This window comes from Mesorhizobium sp. M1142 (assembly GCF_040318565.1).
Lineage (GTDB): Bacteria > Pseudomonadota > Alphaproteobacteria > Rhizobiales > Rhizobiaceae > Mesorhizobium.
The window spans coordinates 135920-153064 of the sequence record NZ_JAMYMK010000002.1; the positions used below are offsets into that span (position 1 = coordinate 135920).

At 62.9% G+C, this 17145-nt stretch carries 10 protein-coding genes and 1 pseudogene; 8 read left to right on the forward strand and 3 right to left on the reverse strand.

Annotation, left to right across the window (positions count from 1 at the left end):
• The first annotated feature begins 31 nt into the window (after positions 1–31).
• From NKH42_RS04660 to NKH42_RS04670, 3 genes and pseudogenes are all read left to right on the forward strand, one after another.
• The gene (locus NKH42_RS04660; RefSeq protein ID WP_352505323.1) at positions 32–1027 is read left to right on the forward strand and encodes an ABC transporter permease; all 996 of its coding nucleotides are present in this window, start codon (positions 32–34) and stop codon (positions 1025–1027) included.
• A 45-nt stretch (positions 1028–1072) separates the two neighbouring features.
• Positions 1073–2128: a substrate-binding domain-containing protein gene (locus NKH42_RS04665; protein WP_352505322.1), complete on the forward strand. Its 1056-nt coding sequence runs from the start codon at positions 1073–1075 to the stop codon at positions 2126–2128.
• Between the two features lie 156 nt (positions 2129–2284).
• A pseudogene (locus tag NKH42_RS04670) lies at positions 2285–3107 on the forward strand (acyl-CoA thioester hydrolase/BAAT C-terminal domain-containing protein).
• A gap of 73 nt (positions 3108–3180) precedes the next feature.
• Here NKH42_RS04670 and NKH42_RS04675 read toward each other — a convergent pair.
• Positions 3181–5235, reverse strand: coding sequence for a bifunctional aldolase/short-chain dehydrogenase (locus tag NKH42_RS04675; RefSeq protein ID WP_352505321.1), 2055 nt, complete (start codon positions 5233–5235; stop codon positions 3181–3183).
• A 74-nt stretch (positions 5236–5309) separates the two neighbouring features.
• The gene (locus NKH42_RS04680) at positions 5310–6275 is read right to left on the reverse strand and encodes a sugar-binding transcriptional regulator (RefSeq protein ID WP_352751119.1); all 966 of its coding nucleotides are present in this window, start codon (positions 6273–6275) and stop codon (positions 5310–5312) included.
• Positions 6276–6461: 186 nt separating this feature from the next.
• Here NKH42_RS04680 and NKH42_RS04685 point away from each other — a divergent pair, with 186 nt between their 5' ends.
• The 5 genes from NKH42_RS04685 (at position 6462) to NKH42_RS04705 (ending at position 15070) form a co-directional block, all read left to right on the forward strand.
• Entirely contained in the window at positions 6462–8102 is a 1641-nt protein-coding gene (locus NKH42_RS04685; RefSeq protein ID WP_352505319.1) for an acyl-CoA synthetase, read from the forward strand.
• A 241-nt stretch (positions 8103–8343) separates the two neighbouring features.
• Positions 8344–8952: a TetR/AcrR family transcriptional regulator gene (locus NKH42_RS04690; RefSeq protein ID WP_352973959.1), complete on the forward strand. Its 609-nt coding sequence runs from the start codon at positions 8344–8346 to the stop codon at positions 8950–8952.
• A gap of 62 nt (positions 8953–9014) precedes the next feature.
• A complete protein-coding gene (locus tag NKH42_RS04695; RefSeq protein WP_352688685.1) occupies positions 9015–10163 on the forward strand; it encodes an efflux RND transporter periplasmic adaptor subunit in 1149 nt (382 codons plus the stop codon).
• Between the two features lie 209 nt (positions 10164–10372).
• Complete coding sequence (locus tag NKH42_RS04700) at positions 10373–13507, forward strand: efflux RND transporter permease subunit (RefSeq protein ID WP_352751117.1); 3135 nt, start codon at positions 10373–10375, stop codon at positions 13505–13507.
• 69 nt (positions 13508–13576) lie between these two features.
• On the forward strand, positions 13577–15070 hold the full coding sequence (locus NKH42_RS04705) for an aldehyde dehydrogenase family protein (protein WP_352751115.1): 1494 nt from the start codon (positions 13577–13579) through the stop codon (positions 15068–15070).
• 209 nt (positions 15071–15279) lie between these two features.
• On the opposite strand, the gene NKH42_RS04710 is transcribed toward NKH42_RS04705, so the two are convergent.
• Entirely contained in the window at positions 15280–16989 is a 1710-nt protein-coding gene (locus tag NKH42_RS04710; RefSeq protein ID WP_352751113.1) for a trimethylamine N-oxide permease, read from the reverse strand.
• Positions 16990–17145 lie beyond the last annotated feature (156 nt).

The window sequence follows — 17145 nt, forward strand, 5'->3', positions numbered from 1 at the left end:
TAAAGACGGTGCCAGCGTGCGGGAGCGCTGAATGATCCTGCGCGACCATGCTATTCGCTACGGCTTCATCGTTCTGTTGTTCGGGCTGATCGCCTATTTCGCCGTCGCCGCCGATGGTTTCGTCTCGCCGCAAAGCGCCGTCTTCATCTTCCAGTCGGTCGCCATCACCGGCGTTCTGGCGCTCGGCGTCACCGCCACGCTGGTCGTCGGCGGCTTCGACCTGTCGATCGGCTCGGTCGCCACCAGCGCCATGATGGCGGCTGCCTATGTCATGGTGGTGCTGGAACAGAACGCCGTCGTGGCGGTCGTCGTCTGTCTTGTGATCGGCGCCGTCGTCGGCCTCATCAATGGCTGGCTGATCGTCTATATGCGGGTGCCGGACCTTTTGGCGACGCTCGGCATGATGTTCCTGCTTATCGGCCTGCAGCGCATACCTACCGAGGGCCGTTCGATCGCCACCGGCATGACCATGCCCGACGGCTCGGTCGCCAACGGCAGCTTCGGCGCCGCGTTCCTGGCGCTTGGCCGCCATCGCTTCGACTTCTTCATCCCGAACCTCATCCCGGTGTCGGTCGTCGTCCTGCTCGTGCTGGCCGTACTGATCTGGTTCTTTCTAGAATACACGCGTTTCGGGCGCATGATGTATGCGGTCGGCAGCAACGAACGCGCTGCCGAACTCGCCGGCGCGCCTGTCAAGGCATACAAAATCTGGGCCTACGTTATTTCTGGGGTTTTTGCCTCGATCGGCGGCATTTTGCTCGCCGCCCGGCTTGGACGTGGCGACATCGCCTCGGGTAATAATCTGTTGCTCGACGCGGTGGCTGCGGCACTCATCGGTTACGCGGTTCTCGGCGCCGCCAAGCCGAACGCCTTCGGCACGGCTGTCGGCGCGGTGTTTGTCGGCGTGCTGCTGCAGGGCCTGACGATGATGAACGCGCCTTACTACACGCAGGATTTCGTCAAGGGCGTGGTTCTCGTGGTCGCCCTTGTCTTCACCTTCGCCCTGTCCGGCAGGGGCAGGAGATAGGTTTCGACCGGTTACATTTTGGGTTCAACAAGTGGAGGAAGCGACGTGAACATCACAAGAAGACTTTTGGGGAAGGCAGCGCTCGGGCTTGCCGGCGCAACATTGCTGATGCAGTTGCCAGCGATGGCGCAGGATCGGCCAGCGCCGTTCGACAAACCGGGCGCCGTCAAGATAGCGCTGGTCCGCTATCTCTCGACCGGCGACTTCTTCCAGGCGTATTTGTCCGGCGTCGAGGCGCAGGCCAAGGCGCTCGGCGTCGACCTGCGCGTGCTCGACAGTCGCCAGGACGCAGCGCTTCAGGCCGACATGGTCGACCAGGCCATCGCGCTCGGCGTCCAGGGCATCATCATCCAGCACGGACTGACGGAATCGATGAAGGACGCCGCCCAGCGCGCGGTCGATGCCGGCATCAAGGTCGTCGCCTTCGACGTCAATGTCGAAAACCCCAAGATCCCGCAGATCGAGCAATCCGACCGCGACCTCGCGCGCCTCGCACTCGAACAGGCGGTCAAAGACAATGGCGAGAGCTGGAAGGCCGGCTATGTCTATGTCGCCGGCATCGCGCCGCTCGACCGCCGCAACGAGACCTGGGTCGAATTCAAGAAGAAATATTCGGGCATCAACGAAGTCGCCATGTTCGGCACGCTCGACAATCCGATCGCCAATTCGGTCGCCAACCAGGCTCGCTCGGTGTTGTCGGCTCATCCCGACATCAAGGTGATGTTCGCGCCCTATGACGAATTCGCCAAAGGCGTGAAGATCGCCGTCGACGAGGCCGGGTTGAACAAGGACATCAAGATCTATTCGGCCGACATCTCTACCTCGGACATCGCCGCGATGCGCGAGCCGGACAGCGCCTGGGCGGCAACCGCCGCCACCAACCCGGCCGTCGTCGGCCAGGTCTCGGTGCGTGCGCTGGCGCAACTCTTGGCCGGCGAAGACCCGGGCCACAACGTCATCGTGCCGCCGACGCTGATCACCCAGAAGGATCTGATCGACAAGGACATCAAGAACATGGAGGACCTCTCGGCCAAGCTGCCGCAATTCGCCCATGCCGATGTCGCGATGCCGGCCTGGATGCCGAACCCGAACGCGAAGTGACTTTCGGCACGAGCAAAACAATAGCCGTCTGCCGCAGCTTGTTGCAGGCGGCCTTTTTGTCGAAGATGTCTGGCGTGCCGGACCACCGAATTCAATTGTCGCAGCCACCGGCTTTGCGGGCCGATTGGACAACCGAAATCCAGGATTGACGGGTACATGGAGGTGCGGGCGGTAGAGGAAAGTCTTACCGGCGCTGTCGCCGGAACATGTTTTCGATGCTTGACGGCCACCACGGGCGTTGTGGTGTTGGGTGGATCGAGTGGCCGTGTTGATGTTGGGCGCGCGCGGCTCTTTGCAAATGCGGGTACGTCGGCCTTGGCGCTGCAGTGGTTTGGCGGTGAAGGCCAGGTTCCCGGAATATGTCTTTGCGGCAACCGATTATCTCATTGAAACAGGATGCCGTCGTATCGTCTATGTGGACACGTCTAAGGGTGCCGAGGCGTCATTGCTTGCCGCGGTCCATGACCAGCGAATTGATGCGGTGGTCGCGATTAGCCCGTCATCCGTAGTTTGGGGAAATATCGGTGCGGGCCGCGATGGTGTCAGCTGGCCTGAACGATCCTCATGGTCGCTCGACGGCATCGCGCTGCCGTTTGTGCCGACAGATCCAGATTGGACACCAGAGTACGTCGATGGCCAGGTGTCCTACAGGGGGCTTTTCGAAAGTTGTTTGAAAACGCTCAAGCGGGAAGCGAATGCGGCGACCATCCCTGTTGAGACCGCATCGGCCGAGATTCTGCTCGTCGCCGGCGGCGACGATGCGCTGTGGCCTTCCCTATCGTTCGCCCGAGATATTGTTAGGCGGTGCGGCGAAGCAGGTAAGGTCATTCATCTCATTTCGTCGCCGGACGCGGGACACCGCATTCTCTTGCCAGGCGAGAACACACCACGCTCCGCATTGCACGCACACGGAGGCAATGACGAGACCGATCGAAAGCTGGGCAGCAAGGCTTGGGAAGACATCCGAGGCCTGCTGTAGCAGCCGTTCGAGAATGTCTTCCATGGCCGTGTCGCAAAATTCCGAGTTGCGTGCCTGTCTCGGCCGGTTCCGCCTACCTCAATGCCGCCGCGATGTTGCCGCCATCGACCGTCGTCACATCGGCGGTTGTCCGCTCGGCCAGCGCTTGATGCAGAAAGGCCTGGGCGACGTCTTCGGCCGTCACTTCCTGCCCGAGCAGGTTGCCGGACATGTACTCCTTCTCCGACACGCCGCGTGCGCCCGAGCGGCTGGCGATCATGGCATCGGTCAACAGCCCCGAACGGATGCGGTCGGCGTTGACGGCATTGGAGCGGATGCCATGCGCGCCGTAGTCGAGGGCATATTGCCTGGACAAAAACAGCGTTGCCGCCTTGGGAATGCCGTAAGCGCCGAACTTCGGCCCCGGATTGACCGCCTGCTTGGAGGTATTGAACAACAGCACGCCGCCGGTGCCCTGTTCGAGCATGATGCGCACGGCATTCTGCGCCGCCGACTGGTGGGCGAAGAAATTGAGTTCGAAACTCCTGCGCAAGGTGGCGTCGTCGAGCTCGCCGATCCGGCCCTCCCAGGCGGCACCGGCATTCGAGACGAGAATGTCGAGGCCGCCGTAGACGTCGACCGCCTTGTCGAACGCAGCGCGCATCTGCGCCGGATCGGTGATGTCGGCGCCAATGCCGATCGAATTGTTGCCGGCTTTTTTTGCCGCCTCGGCAGCCCTTGACGCATCGAGATCGACGACGACGACATGGGCACCGTTGTCGGCGAACAGCTTTGCCGTGGCAGCACCGATCGCGCCGGCGCCGCCAGTGACCAGCATCACCTGGCCGGTCAGCGGCTTCGGCTTGTTGGAGGCGAGTTTGGCCTGTTCCAGCGACCAGTATTCGAGCGGGAACAGGTCGGCTTTAGAGAGCGGGCGGAAGTCACCGACGGCTTCGGCGCCGCGCACCGCCTCGATCCACATTTCGCCGACGTCGGAGGCGATCTTCGCGTCCTTGAGCGTGCGGCCGTGGCCGAACATGCCGAGGCCGGGCACCAGCGTCAGCCGCGGCATCGGATCGAGCATGGTGCGCTTCACGTCGTCGAGCGCATCATTGGTTTCGAAATAGGCGCGATAGTCCTTGGCGAATTTCTCGACATGCTGGCGGATGACGGATTTGTAGTCGCCTACCTTGTCAGCGTCGGGCGCCGGCAGTGCCATCGGTCCGGTCTTGATGCGGATCGACAGGTCGGGTGTCGACACGCCGCGCCCGGCATAGTCGGCAATTTTTGCCGAATTGATGAAATCCACGATCGCATCCGAGGTGCGGAAATCGCTGATCATGCGGTCGAAGCGGCCTTCACCGCGCGCCACCGCCACCGCGCCGCGCAGCATCGGAGCAATCTCCGCGGGCTTGGCCAGCCCGGCTGGCAGTGCCAGCTTTTCGGTGCGCGGCTTGCCGTGGCTGGCGATGAAATCCTCGGCGACGTTCACGTAATGGATCATCCGGTCATAGGCCTGTTTGGCATCGTCGCCGAAGGTGAAAATCCCATGCTTGTCGAGGATCAGGCCTTCGACCATCGGATCGGCGTCGAAAACATCGGCGGCCGCCTTCGCCAAATCGAAGCCCGGCATGATGTAAGGCACAAAGCCCATCTTTTCGCCGAACACCTTGCGGCTCAGCGCCTCGCTGTCCTCCTGGTCGACGATGGCGAGGATTGCGGTCGAATGCGTGTGGTCGACGAATTTGTGCGGCAGAAAGGCGTGCAGCAGCGTCTCGACCGATGGATTTGGCGAGGACGGATCGATGAGGTTCGCCCGCTGCAGCGCGACCATGTCCTCGTCGGAGAGCTTCTTCAGCGACCGCGCCTTCAACAGCGCGCCGAGCTTGACCGCCGGCAGCCCCTGCGGCTCGATGACGCCCATGTCCCAGCCGCTGCCCTTGACGCAGAGCACGTCCCACTCGTCACCGACAAGATCGGTGGCCTTGGTCTTGCACGAGGTGTTGCCGCCGCCATGTAGGACGAGCCGCGGCTCGCCGCCCAGCAGCCTGGTCGTGTAGACGCGCAACGCCAGGTCGCGGGCCACACCCTTCTTTGCATAGTCGGCGACCAGCTTCTCCGCCTCGCCGTCATTCCATAGGTTCTTCATGTCAGCTTCGTCCGATTTCTCTTTGTTGTGAACAGGAATGCCGCGACGCCTTGATGACAACGCACCGGCGGCTATCAGGCTACCTTTTCTGCTGCCGCTCCGGCATGGTCGAGCAGCCGTCGTGCCATGCGCGCGCCGACGACGAGATGGGTGCAGAGCCCGCCGGCGATCGCCGCGACGAGCGGTTCGAACTTGCTCTCCTCCTGCACCACCACAAGGCGCTTTTCGATCTGGCGCAGCGATGACAGCTCCGCCGAAATCAGCCGGCGGTTGTAGCTGCAGTCGAGCGCCTGGCCCTGGGCGTCGATGATTTGCCCGGCAATGACGCCGGCCGCACCCGCCTTGCGCAATGTAGCCATTTCGCTTGGCGTCAGCGCGCCGCATTTGACCAGATGGCTGTCGGTGTCCACCGAGCCGACCGAGTATAGCGCCAGGTTGCAGTCACCGATGCCCGACAATTGCTCGCGGATCACCGGCTCGGCGCGCAGGCCGCGTGCCAGTTCTTCCGTCGTCAGCACCAGCGGCGCGTAAAAATTCAGTCCCTTGGCGTTGAGCCGGCGCGCGATTTCCATGGTGCATTGGTCCGGCCGGTACGAATAGGGGGCGCCCAGATTGCCGCAGAGCTGCACCACGGTGACGTCCTGCAGATCGGCATAGGACATGATATCGGCGATGGTGTAGATGGTCCGCCCCCAAGCGACGCCGATGCGGTCGCCCTTCCTGACCAGCTCGAGAAAGACGCTTGCCGCAAGTACCGCGATGTCGGTGGACGGGTCGGCGACATAGCCGTTTTCCGGCGCGATCCAGACGGCGTCGAGCTTCAGCGCGTCTTCCAGCTCGCGCGCCAGGACGTCGTCGGTGAAAAGCTGGGTCGAGGTCGAGATGTTGACGATGCCGGTCTCGCGCGCCTTGCGCAGATACATCGCCACCGAGGCACGCGAAATCTTGAGCTGGCTGGCCACCTGATCCTGGCGCAAGCCGTGTGCGTAGTAAAGCCACGCGGCCTTGTGGATAAGCTGTTCTGCCGGTCGGATCGCCATGCCATCTCCTCGCTGACATTATTCACGGCTCTCGACAAAAGTCAAACTACGCGCGGGCAGGTAATGCTCTCGCGCCGGTCGAATCTAGACCGTCATTGTGCCAAATGCGGTCTGTCGCGGCATCGTTGGTGGTGACGGACCGCAAACCTGTAGCTAAAGTTCTGGACGAACATCGGGGAGGACGGGATGGGCAATCCCTACGAACAGGATCTCGACAGGAACCCGGCCAACCATCAGCCGCTGACGCCGCTCACCTATTTCGAGCGGGCGGCAAAAACCTTTCCCGACCAGGTCGCCATCATTCATGGCCGCCGGCGCTCGACTTATCGCGATTTCTGGAAACGCTCGCTGAGGCTTGCCTCGGCCCTTTCTAAGCGCGGCATCGGCAAGGGCGACACCGTCACCGTCATGCTGTCCAACACACCGCCGATGCTGGAAGCGCATTTCGGCGTGCCGATGACCAAGGCGGTGCTGCACTCGCTCAACACCCGCCTCGATGCCGCCGTCATTGCCTTCCAGCTCGATCACGCCGAAAGCAAGGTGCTGATCGTCGACCGCGAATTCGCCGGCGTGGTCCGGCAAGCGCTGACGCTGGCCAAGGTCAGGCCGTTGCTGATCGATTACGACGATCCCGACTATGCCGCCGATGCGCCCTATCCCAAGGGGGAACGGATCGGCACGCTGGACTATGAGGCGTTTGTCGCCGACGGCGACGAGGATTTCGCCTGGTCGATGCCGGACGACGAATGGGATGCCATCTCGCTCAACTACACCTCCGGCACGACAGGCAATCCGAAGGGCGTCGTCTGTCACCATCGCGGCGCGGCACTGATGGCCTATGCCAACACCATCCATGCCGGCATGGGCAAGCACCCGGTCTATCTGTGGACGCTGCCGATGTTCCATTGCAACGGCTGGTGCTTTCCCTGGACGCTTGCCGTGCAGGCTGGCACCCATGTCTGCCTGCGCTGGGTGCGGGCGAAGCCGATCTACGACGCCATCGCCGATCACGGCGTCACCCATCTGTGTGGCGCGCCGGTGGTGATGTCGGTGCTGATCAACGCCAGGGACGAGGACAAGCGGCAGTTTCCGCAGACCGTCACCTTCAACACCGCCGCGGCGCCGCCGCCTGAGGCGGTGCTGTCGGGCATGGCCGATGCGGGCTTTGCCGTCACCCATCTCTACGGCCTGACCGAGACCTACGGCCCGGCCGTCGTCAACGAATGGCATGGCGAGTGGGATCGGCTGGAGAAGGGGGCGAGGGCGGCGAAGAAGGCGAGGCAGGGCGTGCGCTACGCCGCGCTCGAAGGCCTGACGGTGATGGACCCGCAGACGATGCAAGAGACGCCGGCCGACGGCGAGACCATCGGCGAGGTGATGTTCCGCGGCAACATCGTCATGAAAGGCTATCTCAAGAACCGCAAGGCGAGCGACGAGGCCTTCGCAGGCGGCTGGTTCCATTCGGGCGACCTCGGCGTCATGCATCCGGACGGCTACATCCAGCTCAAGGACCGTTCCAAGGACATCATCATCTCCGGCGGCGAGAACATCTCCTCGATCGAGGTCGAGGAGGCACTCTACAAGCATCCCGCCGTTGCCTCCTGCGGCGTTGTCGCCCGATCCGACGACAAATGGGGCGAGGTGCCCGTCGCCTATGTCGAGCTGAAGCCGGGCAAGGCGGCGACTGAGGCCGAAATCATCGAGCACTGCCGCGCGCTGCTCGCCCGCTTCAAAGTGCCGAAAGCGGTGATCTTCGCGGAGATCCCGAAGACTTCGACAGGCAAGATCCAGAAGTTCCGGCTGCGGGAGATGACAAAGCAGCCTTAACGCCCGATCCGAAACGGAACCGTTTTTCGGAAAGCATCATTTCAAATTCCTTTGCGTCAAAAAACACGGGGCGGCGTTGCAGGCGCACCCGGCGTGAACCACATGCGCTTCATGGGCCAACTCCGTCCAGAGATGTCACCCTCTGTCGTCAGCGCCCAAAATCGTGCCTTGACAGGTGACGGTTTTCAATTTACGAGTGACGAAATTCTAAATTCGTCAGTCGTAAATTTTGGCCAACGAGATGCTTGAAACCCTAGACGCCACCGCCGATTCCGCCCGCCAGGAAAATGTCACGCGCATCCTGGATTGCGCGGAGCGATTGTTCCGCCACTACGGCTACGGCAAGACCAACGTCGCCGACATAGCGCGCGAACTCGGCATGTCGACCGCCAACATCTATCGCTTCTTCGCCTCCAAGGTGGAAATCCACCAGGCGGTTTGCGGCCGTATGCTCGAGACCTGCTACCGGTTGACCTACGAAGCCTGCCATAGCCCCGGCACCGCCAGCGAAAAGCTCCGCCGCTACGTGTGTACGCACTATCAGTGGACGCTCGAGACCATGATCGACCAGGAGAAGGTCCACGAGATGGTCATCGTCGCCATCGAGCGCGACTGGCACGTCATCGAAAAGCACATCGACAGCATCCATGAACTGGTCGCGGAAGTGATCCGCGAGGGCATCGCTACCGGCGAGTTCGTCGATCAGGATCCGGTGATCGCTTCCCGGTGTTTCGGCGCTGCCATTATCAGCCTCTGTCATCCGCAGATGGTGGCCCAGTGCCTCGCCAAGAAGAACCGGGCAACGCCGGACGAGCTTGCCGACTTTGCCATCAGAGCCTTGAAGAAATGACCGTTGCCGCCCGTCGGGCGGCGATGCCGAGAATTCATCTCCACAGTTCGGGAGTACGAAAAGTGTCTTTGTCCAAGTCCATCACCAACGGGCGACCGGCCGCAGGCCTGGCATTGCTTGTCGTTGCCACCCTCGGCCTCGCTGGCTGCTCGCAGGAGAAAGCCGAGGTCACCGAGATCATCCGCCCGGTCAAGGTGGTCGAGATCGCCAAGGCGAGTGATACCCGTCAGCTTTCCTATTCCGGATCGGTGCGTGCCCGCACCGAGATGAGTCTCGGTTTTCGCATCAACGGCAAGATCACCGAGCGCCTTGTCGACATCGGTGACCGCGTCAAGCCGGGCGACGTTCTCGCCCGCATCGATCCCACCGACTACGAGCTTTCGGTGAGAAGCGCTCAGGCCAGCCTCGATGCCGCCGACCGTCAGGTCGAGACAGTCGAGCTTACGCGCAAGCGCGCCGAACAGCTCTACGCCAAGAATTTCGCGCCGAAGTCGCAGCTCGAGCAGGCGACGCTCACCTATAATCAGGCGGTCGCCACGCGAGACTCCGCCCGCTCGCAGCTTGCCCAGGCGCAGAACCAGGTCCGCTATACCGATCTCAAGGCGGACAAGAACGGCATCGTCACCGCCGTTGCCGCCGATGTCGGCCAGGTGGTCGGCTCCGGCACGCCGGTGGTGACCGTTGCCATCGACGGCGAGAAGGAAGTTCTGATCGCTGTTCCGGAAACCGATATCGCCGAATTCAAGCCGGGCAAGACCGTCAAGGCTGGCTTCTGGTCCGACGAGGCGCTGACGCTCGACGGCAAGGTCCGCGAAGTCGCCGGCAGCGCCGATCCGCAGTCGCGCACCTTTGCCGTTCGCGTCAGCCTGCCCAACGATCCTCGCGTGCTGCTAGGCATGACCGCCTCCATCGAAGCCGCGGCGGACAACCGGCAGCAGCTGGTGTCGATCCCGCTAGCCGCGTTGGCGCAAAAGGACAGCCAATCGATCGTCTGGACCGTCGACCGCAATGGCGGGACCGTCCACGCGCATCCGGTCAAGGTCGCCGCCTTCACCCCCGACGGCGTCAGTGTCGCCGATGGGCTGAAGCCGGGTGACGTGGTCGTCGCCGCCGGCACGCAGTTCATGACCGAGAATCTGAAAGTCAAGCTGACCGGTGATGCAGCGCAACAGTCGGCGTCTGCCGATGACGCTGCAAGGCGCTTGCGCTGACGGCCAGGCAATTCACGGTTTCCGGGCGGCAGGCCTCCCCCGATTTTCGAGATCTCAGGTCGATGTAACCCCCACGTCGATCCTCGCGTCCCACCGCGATGTAGATCTCTCAACTCGGAAAGCCACGCCGCCCGGAAGCCCACATCGGAAGTTCCTTGGGCATGCGAAAGCGCGTGCTCTGTTGATCAAATTGAAACGGACTGACGCCGATGACCATCGACACCAATGAAAAGCGGTCTTTCAATCTTTCGCGCTGGGCAATCGGCCATCCGAGCATTGCCCGCTTCCTGTTCGGGCTGATCATCGTCGCCGGTGCGCTCGGCCTGATGCGCATGGGCCAGAAGGAAGACCCCGATTTCACCTTCCGCGTCATGGTCGTCCAGGCGATCTGGCCAGGCTCCTCGATCAAGGAGATGGAGGACCAGGTCGTCAACAAGATCGAGCGCAAGCTGCAGGAAACCCCACACCTCGATTTTGTCCGCTCCTACACCCGCGCCGGCAGCGCCATCATCACCTTGCAGGTTAAGGGCGACACCAATCCGGCGCAGGTCGCCGATGCTTTCTATCAGGTGCGCAAGAAGGTCGGCGATATCGCCAATGAGCTGCCGCAGGGGCTGCTCGGGCCCTACTTCAATGACGAATTCGGCGATACTTTCATCACCCTGCATTCGATCAGCGGCGACGGCTACAGCTATCCCGAGCTGAAGAAATTCGCCATCCAGGCGCGTGACATGTTGCTGACGACGCCCGGTGTCGAGAAGGCCGTGATCATCGGCGACCAGCCGGAAAAACTCTACATCGACGTTTCGTCCAAGGCGCTTGCCGAACGCGGCCTGACGCTGACCGACCTGCAGAATGCGATCCGAGGCCAGAACAATGTCGACCCGGCAGGTTCGGTCGACACCGGCCAGCGTTCGGTGCGCATTTCGGTCGAGGGCGATGTCACCAGGGCGGCCGACATCCGCGAGCTTCGCCTGCGCGCCGGCAACCAGGTGACGCGCCTTGGCGACATCGCCACCGTGACCTCGGGCCTCGAGGATCCGTACCAGCGCAAATACCGTTTCAACGGTCACGACAGCGTCCAGCTCGGCGTCGTCATGGCCAAGGGCTTCAACGTCACCGACGTCGGCAAGGACGTCGAAGCAACCTACAAGCGCTTCGAAGAGGCGCTGCCCTATGGCGTTGCGGTCGATCAGATTTCCGACCAGCCGCACGTGGTGAAAGAGGCGGTGAGCGAATTCATGGAAGCGCTCGGCGAAGCGCTCCTGATCGTGCTTTTCGTTTCGTTCCTGTCGATCGGCTGGCGTTCGGGCCTGGTAATCGCGATCGTCATTCCGCTGGTCCTGGCGGCTACGTTTGCCATTATGTACGAGCTCGGCATCGACCTGCAGCGCATTTCGCTCGGTGCGCTGATCATCGCCCTTGGCCTCTTGGTCGACGACGCGATGATCGTCGTCGAAATGATGGAGCGAAAGCTCGAGGAAGGCTTGGTCAAGGTCGAGGCGGCGAGCTTCGCCTACTCCTCGACCGCTTTCCCGATGCTGACCGGCACGCTGATCACCACGGCCGGCTTCATTCCCGTCGGGTTCGCTGCCTCGACCGCCGGCGAATATGTGCGCACCCTGTTTTACGTCGTCGGCATCGCGCTGGTCGTGTCCTGGTTTGCGGCGGTCTATTTCACGCCGTGGCTCGGCCACATGATCCTGAAGCAGCGCAAGCACGCCGGCAACCATCACGATGTCTTCGACACGCGCTTCTACCGCCGTCTTCGCTCGACCGTGGCATGGGCGGTGCGCCATCGCATCATCGTCCTGGTGATGACGCTGATGACGTTTGCCACCAGCCTGTGGGCGTTCCAGTTCATTCCGCAGAATTTCTTCCCGCAATCGTCGCGTCCGGAAATCCTCGTCGATCTCTGGCTGCCGGAAGGCACCAGCATCAAGGAAGTCGAGACCCAGGCCAAGGCGCTCGAAGCCAGGATGATGGACGACAAGGACAAGCGCTTCATAGCCACCTATATCGGCGAAGGCGCGCCGCGCTTCTTCCTGCCGCTCGACCAGCAGCTTCGCAACCCGAACTTCGCCCAGCTTCTGGTGATGGCCAATGACGAACCGGCCCGCGAGCGGCTGATCGTCAAGCTGCGCACCATCCTGGCTGAGGATTTCCCATCGATCCGCGCCAAGGTTGATCGCCTGTTCCTCGGTCCGCCGACCGGCTGGCCGGTGCAGATGCGCGTCATGGGTCCCGATCGCCAGGAGGTGCGACGCATTGCCGACGAGGTAAAGGCGAAGTTCCAGGCAAATCCGCTGCTCGGCGCCATCCACGACGACTGGCTGGAGCCGGTGCCGGCGATGAAGCTGGTGATCGACCAGGATCGTGCCCGTGCGCTCGGCGTCACCTCGCAGCGCATCCGCCAGATGCTGCAGGCGACCATGTCGGGAGCGCCGCTCGATGACTTCCGCGACGGCGAGGAGACGGTTTCGATCGTCGCCCGTGAGCCGGAGGCAAGCCGTCACCTGCTGTCGGCGGTCGACTCCGTCTATATACCGACCGATTTCGGTGGCTCCGTGCCGCTGTCGCAGGTCGCCAAGATCGTCCCGGTGCTGGAGCAAGGCGTCGAATGGCGGCGCGACCGCTTGCCGACCATCAGTGTACGCGCCACGCTTCCGGATGGCGTGCAGCCGAACGATGTCGCCATGAAAATGTACAGCGAGATGCAGGGCCTGCGCGCCAGCCTCGCCCCCGGCTACAAGATCGAGATCCAGGGCGGCGCCGAGGATGCGGCCGAAAGCCAGGCCTCGATTGCGGCGAAAGCGCCGATCATGCTGGCCGTCATCGTCGTGCTGCTGATGATCCAGCTGCAGCATTTCGGCAAGGCGATGCTGGTGCTGGCGACCGGTCCGCTCGGCATTATCGGCGCGGCCGCGGCACTTTTGATCAGCGGCGCGCCGTTCGGCTTCGTCGCCATCCTCGGTGTCATCGCCCTGCTCGGCATCATCATGCGCAACTCGATCATCCTGGTCGATCAGATCGACCAGGACATCGCCGCCGGCGTGGAGCGTTCCGAGGCCATCATCGGCTCGGCGGTGCGCCGGTTCCGGCCGATCGTGCTGACGGCGCTGACGGCGGTGCTGGCGCTGATCCCGATCTCGCGCGGCGTCTTCTGGGGGCCGCTCGCCTACGCCATGATGGGCGGCATTCTCGTCGCCACGGTGCTGACCATCCTTGTCCTGCCGGCAGCCTATGCGCTGTTCTTCGGCAGGGAGCCCAAGAAGGTGGTGGAGCAGCCGGCCGAGACGGAAGAAAAGAACGAAAGGCCGCAACTGGCCCTGGCGGCCGAATAGCGCTGTTGGCAAATGTGACCTCCGGCGGTTTAATCCGCCCACCAGGCGTAGGCGCCGGAGGAGGACGTTATGACCATGCCTCAGACAGCGGCGGCGCTGCGGCTGCCGATCGACGGGCGCCATCGCCGGATGTTCATCGGCGGTGGCTGGGTTGATGCCCGCTCCGGTCGGACCATGGAGAGCCGCAACCCCGCCACCGGCGCGGTCATCGCCACAGTGCCGCGCGCCGACCGCCAGGACATCGACGTCGCGGTGACTGCCGCCCGCAAGGCGTTCGAGGGGCCATGGAGCCGGTTCAAGCCTTATGAGCGGCAGGTGCTGCTGCTGAGGATCGCCGACCTCTTCGAAAAGCACTGGGAAGAGATCAGCCGCTCCGACACCACCGACATGGGCATGCCGATCATACGCACCCGCGCCAACCGCAACCGCGTCATCGGCATGCTGCGCTACTATGCCGGCATGGCGACGGCGCTGCACGGCGAGACCATCGACAACTCGCTGCCCGGCGAAATCGTCTCTTTCACCCGCAAGGAGCCGGTCGGCGTCGTCGGCGCCATCATTCCCTGGAACGCGCCAACGGCGGCGTCGATCTGGAAGATCGGCCCGGCGCTGGCGACCGGCTGCACCATCGTGCTGAAACCATCGGAAGAGGCGCCTCTGACGCCGCTTTTGATCGCCGACATCATGAACGAAGCCGGCGTCCCGGAAGGCGTCGTCAACATCGTCACCGGCACCGGCGCCGAGGCAGGCGCGGCACTCGCCGAGCACACCGGCGTCGACAAGATCGTCTTCACCGGCTCGACGGCAACCGGCCAGTCGATCGTGCGGGCCTCGGCTGGCAACCTCAAGCGCGTCTCGCTGGAACTCGGCGGCAAGTCGCCGGTCATCGTCTGCACCGATGCCGATCTCGACAAGGCGGTACCGGTGGCGGCGATGTCGGTGTTCGCCAATTCCGGCCAGATCTGCATTGCCGGCTCGCGCCTGTTTGTCGAACGCGCCGTCCATGACGAGTTCGTCGAGCGGCTGGCGGCATATGCCAAGGGTCTCAGGGTCGGCGACGGCATCGACCCGGCGACCGAGATCGGCCCGCTCGTCTCCGAAAAGCAGTTGCAACGGGTCACCGGTTACCTTGAGGCCGGCACTGCGGAAGGGGCGAAACTCGTCACCGGAGGCACCCGGCTTGTGGAAGGCGCGCTTGCCACCGGCAATTTCGTCGCGCCGACCGTCTTTGCCGGCGTCTCGGACGACATGAAGATCGCCCGTGAGGAGATCTTCGGGCCGGTGATTTCAGCCTTGCCGTTCGATGCTCTGGACGAGGCGGTCGAGCGGGCCAACAACACGCCTTACGGCCTGGCTGCAGGGGTCTTCACCCAAAATCTCGCTACCGCCCACCAGCTGTCGCGCAAGATCCGCGCCGGCTCGGTCTGGGTCAACACCTATCACGCCATCGATCCGGCCGTGCCCTTCGGCGGCTACAAGATGAGCGGCTACGGCCGCGAGGGTGGCGCCGAACACCTCGACGAATATCTCAACACCAAGGGCGTGTTCATCAAGATCGATTGAGCCTGGCGCCAACAGGGTCAGAAACGAAAAACCCGCCTCGGGAGGCGGGTCTTTGGAGCCAATTGGCACCATACTCAATTTAGTAGCATAGCTGCGGGCACAAAGCAAGAACAAAATAGGGCTATGCCTCAAATAATCGACGTGCCGGGCGTCTCGATGTTCCGGCAGGGGATCGGGCGCATCGCGCACCCGATCCCTCAAGGCAAGCCTCAGATGACGAACAGCCAGTTGGCGAGCAGCATCACCGCGACGCCGGCGACCAGCGTCAGATAGGGCAGCAACCCCGCCTTTCGCACTGTAAGGTCGGACGAGCTCATGCCGAGATCGGCCAGCATGTGGTCGGGGAATTTGCCCTTGTCCTGGATGTAATGCCGGAAACAGAACACCGGGATGATCAAGGCTGCCGTGATCAGCCCGGCCCACAATGCCATCGGGTTCCAGACCTTGGCTCCGGCGCCCATGAAGACAGCGTTGACGTAGGCAAAGATCGCGCCGAGGCCGAGCAGCCAGCTCGGGGCCTTCCAGGGCCGCGCGATGTGGCCATTGTCGATGCGGTGGATCCAGCCGGCATTGAGATTGAGGAAGTTGAAGATGATATAGCCGCAATTCGACACCGCGAGGATGAAGAAGAAGCTTGTCGCGTCGGCCGAGGCGATGGCCAGCACGATCAGGTTGAAGACCAGGTCGGTCCACATCGCCCGCGTCGGTGCGCCATGCTCGTTGACATGGCTGAGGTAGCGCGGCAGCCAGCCGTCGACCGAACCTTGGTAGAGCGTGCGCGAAGAGCCGGCCATCGCCGTCATGATGCAGAGCACCAGCGCCAGGATCATCAGCATGACCAGCAGGCTGTGGATCAGCTGTCCGCCGCCGACCATGCCGGCCAGCGCATCGGCAACGCCGGAGCCGTCGACGATCGGCGTCGCCAGCATGCCGTTCAAGCCGAGCACGCCCTGAAAGGTGAATGGCACCAGGATGAACAGCAGCATGCACAACAGGCCGGAGTAGAAGATCGCCTTGAAGGTATCGGTGCCGGGGTTCTTGAATTCGGAGGTGTAGCAGACGGCGGTCTCGAAACCGTAGGTCGACCATGCCGCGATGAACATGCCGCCGAGCACCAGCGTCCAGCCGGCGATATTCCATGCGCCGGGCTCCGGCGCATAGGCTGCCGCGAGCGGCACCAGCGGCGAGAAATTTGCCCAATCGATCTGGCCGGTGACGATTGGCACCACGCCGACGATCAGCATCGGGATGATGACCAGCAGGCCGATATATTTCTGCACGTTGGCCGTGCCCAGGATGCCGCGGTGCTGGATCGAGAAGATGATCAGCATCAGCACCGCGCCGAGGAAAAAGGTGGCGTTGAAGGTAAAGGAAACCGGGCCAAGCGTGTGACCGTAGAGCGTCCAGTTACGGATCGCCGGCGTCGCCGCCGCGGTGACCGCGGTGATGGCGTCGGCGGCGCTGGTTCCGGCATGGGCCGCGATATAGGCGGCGACTTCCGGCGAAGTGTCGGTGAACAGCGGCACCGGCGCCAGTGCGTTGAGGATGTAGGCGGCGGCGATCGAGCAGCCGAGCGACAGCACCGGCGACCAGGCGAACCAGTTGCACCACACCGAAAGCGGCGCGATGAATTTCGAATAGCGCAGCCATGCGGTGGCGCCATAGATCGAGGCGCCGCCGGATTTATTCGGGAACAGCCCGGCGATTTCCGCATAGGTGAAGGACTGCAGGAAGCCCATGACCATGGATACGGTCCAGATCAGGAAGGCCAGCGTTCCGGTAGTGCCGGCGATGCCGCCGATCGAAAACAGGACAAGGGCCGGAACGCCGCTTGCGACCCAGAAGGCGCCGCGCCAATCGATGTTCCGGTGCAGCTGCCCTTCGGCAGGCGGCACCAAGGTGGTGACTATCGTGCTCATTTACGTGGATTCCCCATTTTTGATGTTCCCATCGGCAACAGCCGCAATCTCGCGAGGCGTCATCGACGCTCACGTTGAACGGCCCCAAGCGTTTTCCGCTCAGTAGTATTTTTTTCTTAGCAGTGAAGATTGACCCAACGCGCTTTCACGTCAAGC

Coding starts and splice junctions, on each gene's coding strand:
- NKH42_RS04660 (WP_352505323.1), top strand. CDS start 32: ATGATCCTGCGCGACCATGCTATTCGCTACGGCTTCATCGTTCTGTTG.
- NKH42_RS04675 (WP_352505321.1), bottom strand. CDS start 5,235: ATGAAGAACCTATGGAATGACGGCGAGGCGGAGAAGCTGGTCGCCGAC.
- NKH42_RS04680 (WP_352751119.1), bottom strand. CDS start 6,275: ATGGCGATCCGACCGGCAGAACAGCTTATCCACAAGGCCGCGTGGCTT.
- NKH42_RS04685 (WP_352505319.1), top strand. CDS start 6,462: ATGGGCAATCCCTACGAACAGGATCTCGACAGGAACCCGGCCAACCAT.
- NKH42_RS04690 (WP_352973959.1), top strand. CDS start 8,344: ATGCTTGAAACCCTAGACGCCACCGCCGATTCCGCCCGCCAGGAAAAT.
- NKH42_RS04700 (WP_352751117.1), top strand. CDS start 10,373: ATGACCATCGACACCAATGAAAAGCGGTCTTTCAATCTTTCGCGCTGG.
- NKH42_RS04705 (WP_352751115.1), top strand. CDS start 13,577: ATGACCATGCCTCAGACAGCGGCGGCGCTGCGGCTGCCGATCGACGGG.
- NKH42_RS04710 (WP_352751113.1), bottom strand. CDS start 16,989: ATGAGCACGATAGTCACCACCTTGGTGCCGCCTGCCGAAGGGCAGCTG.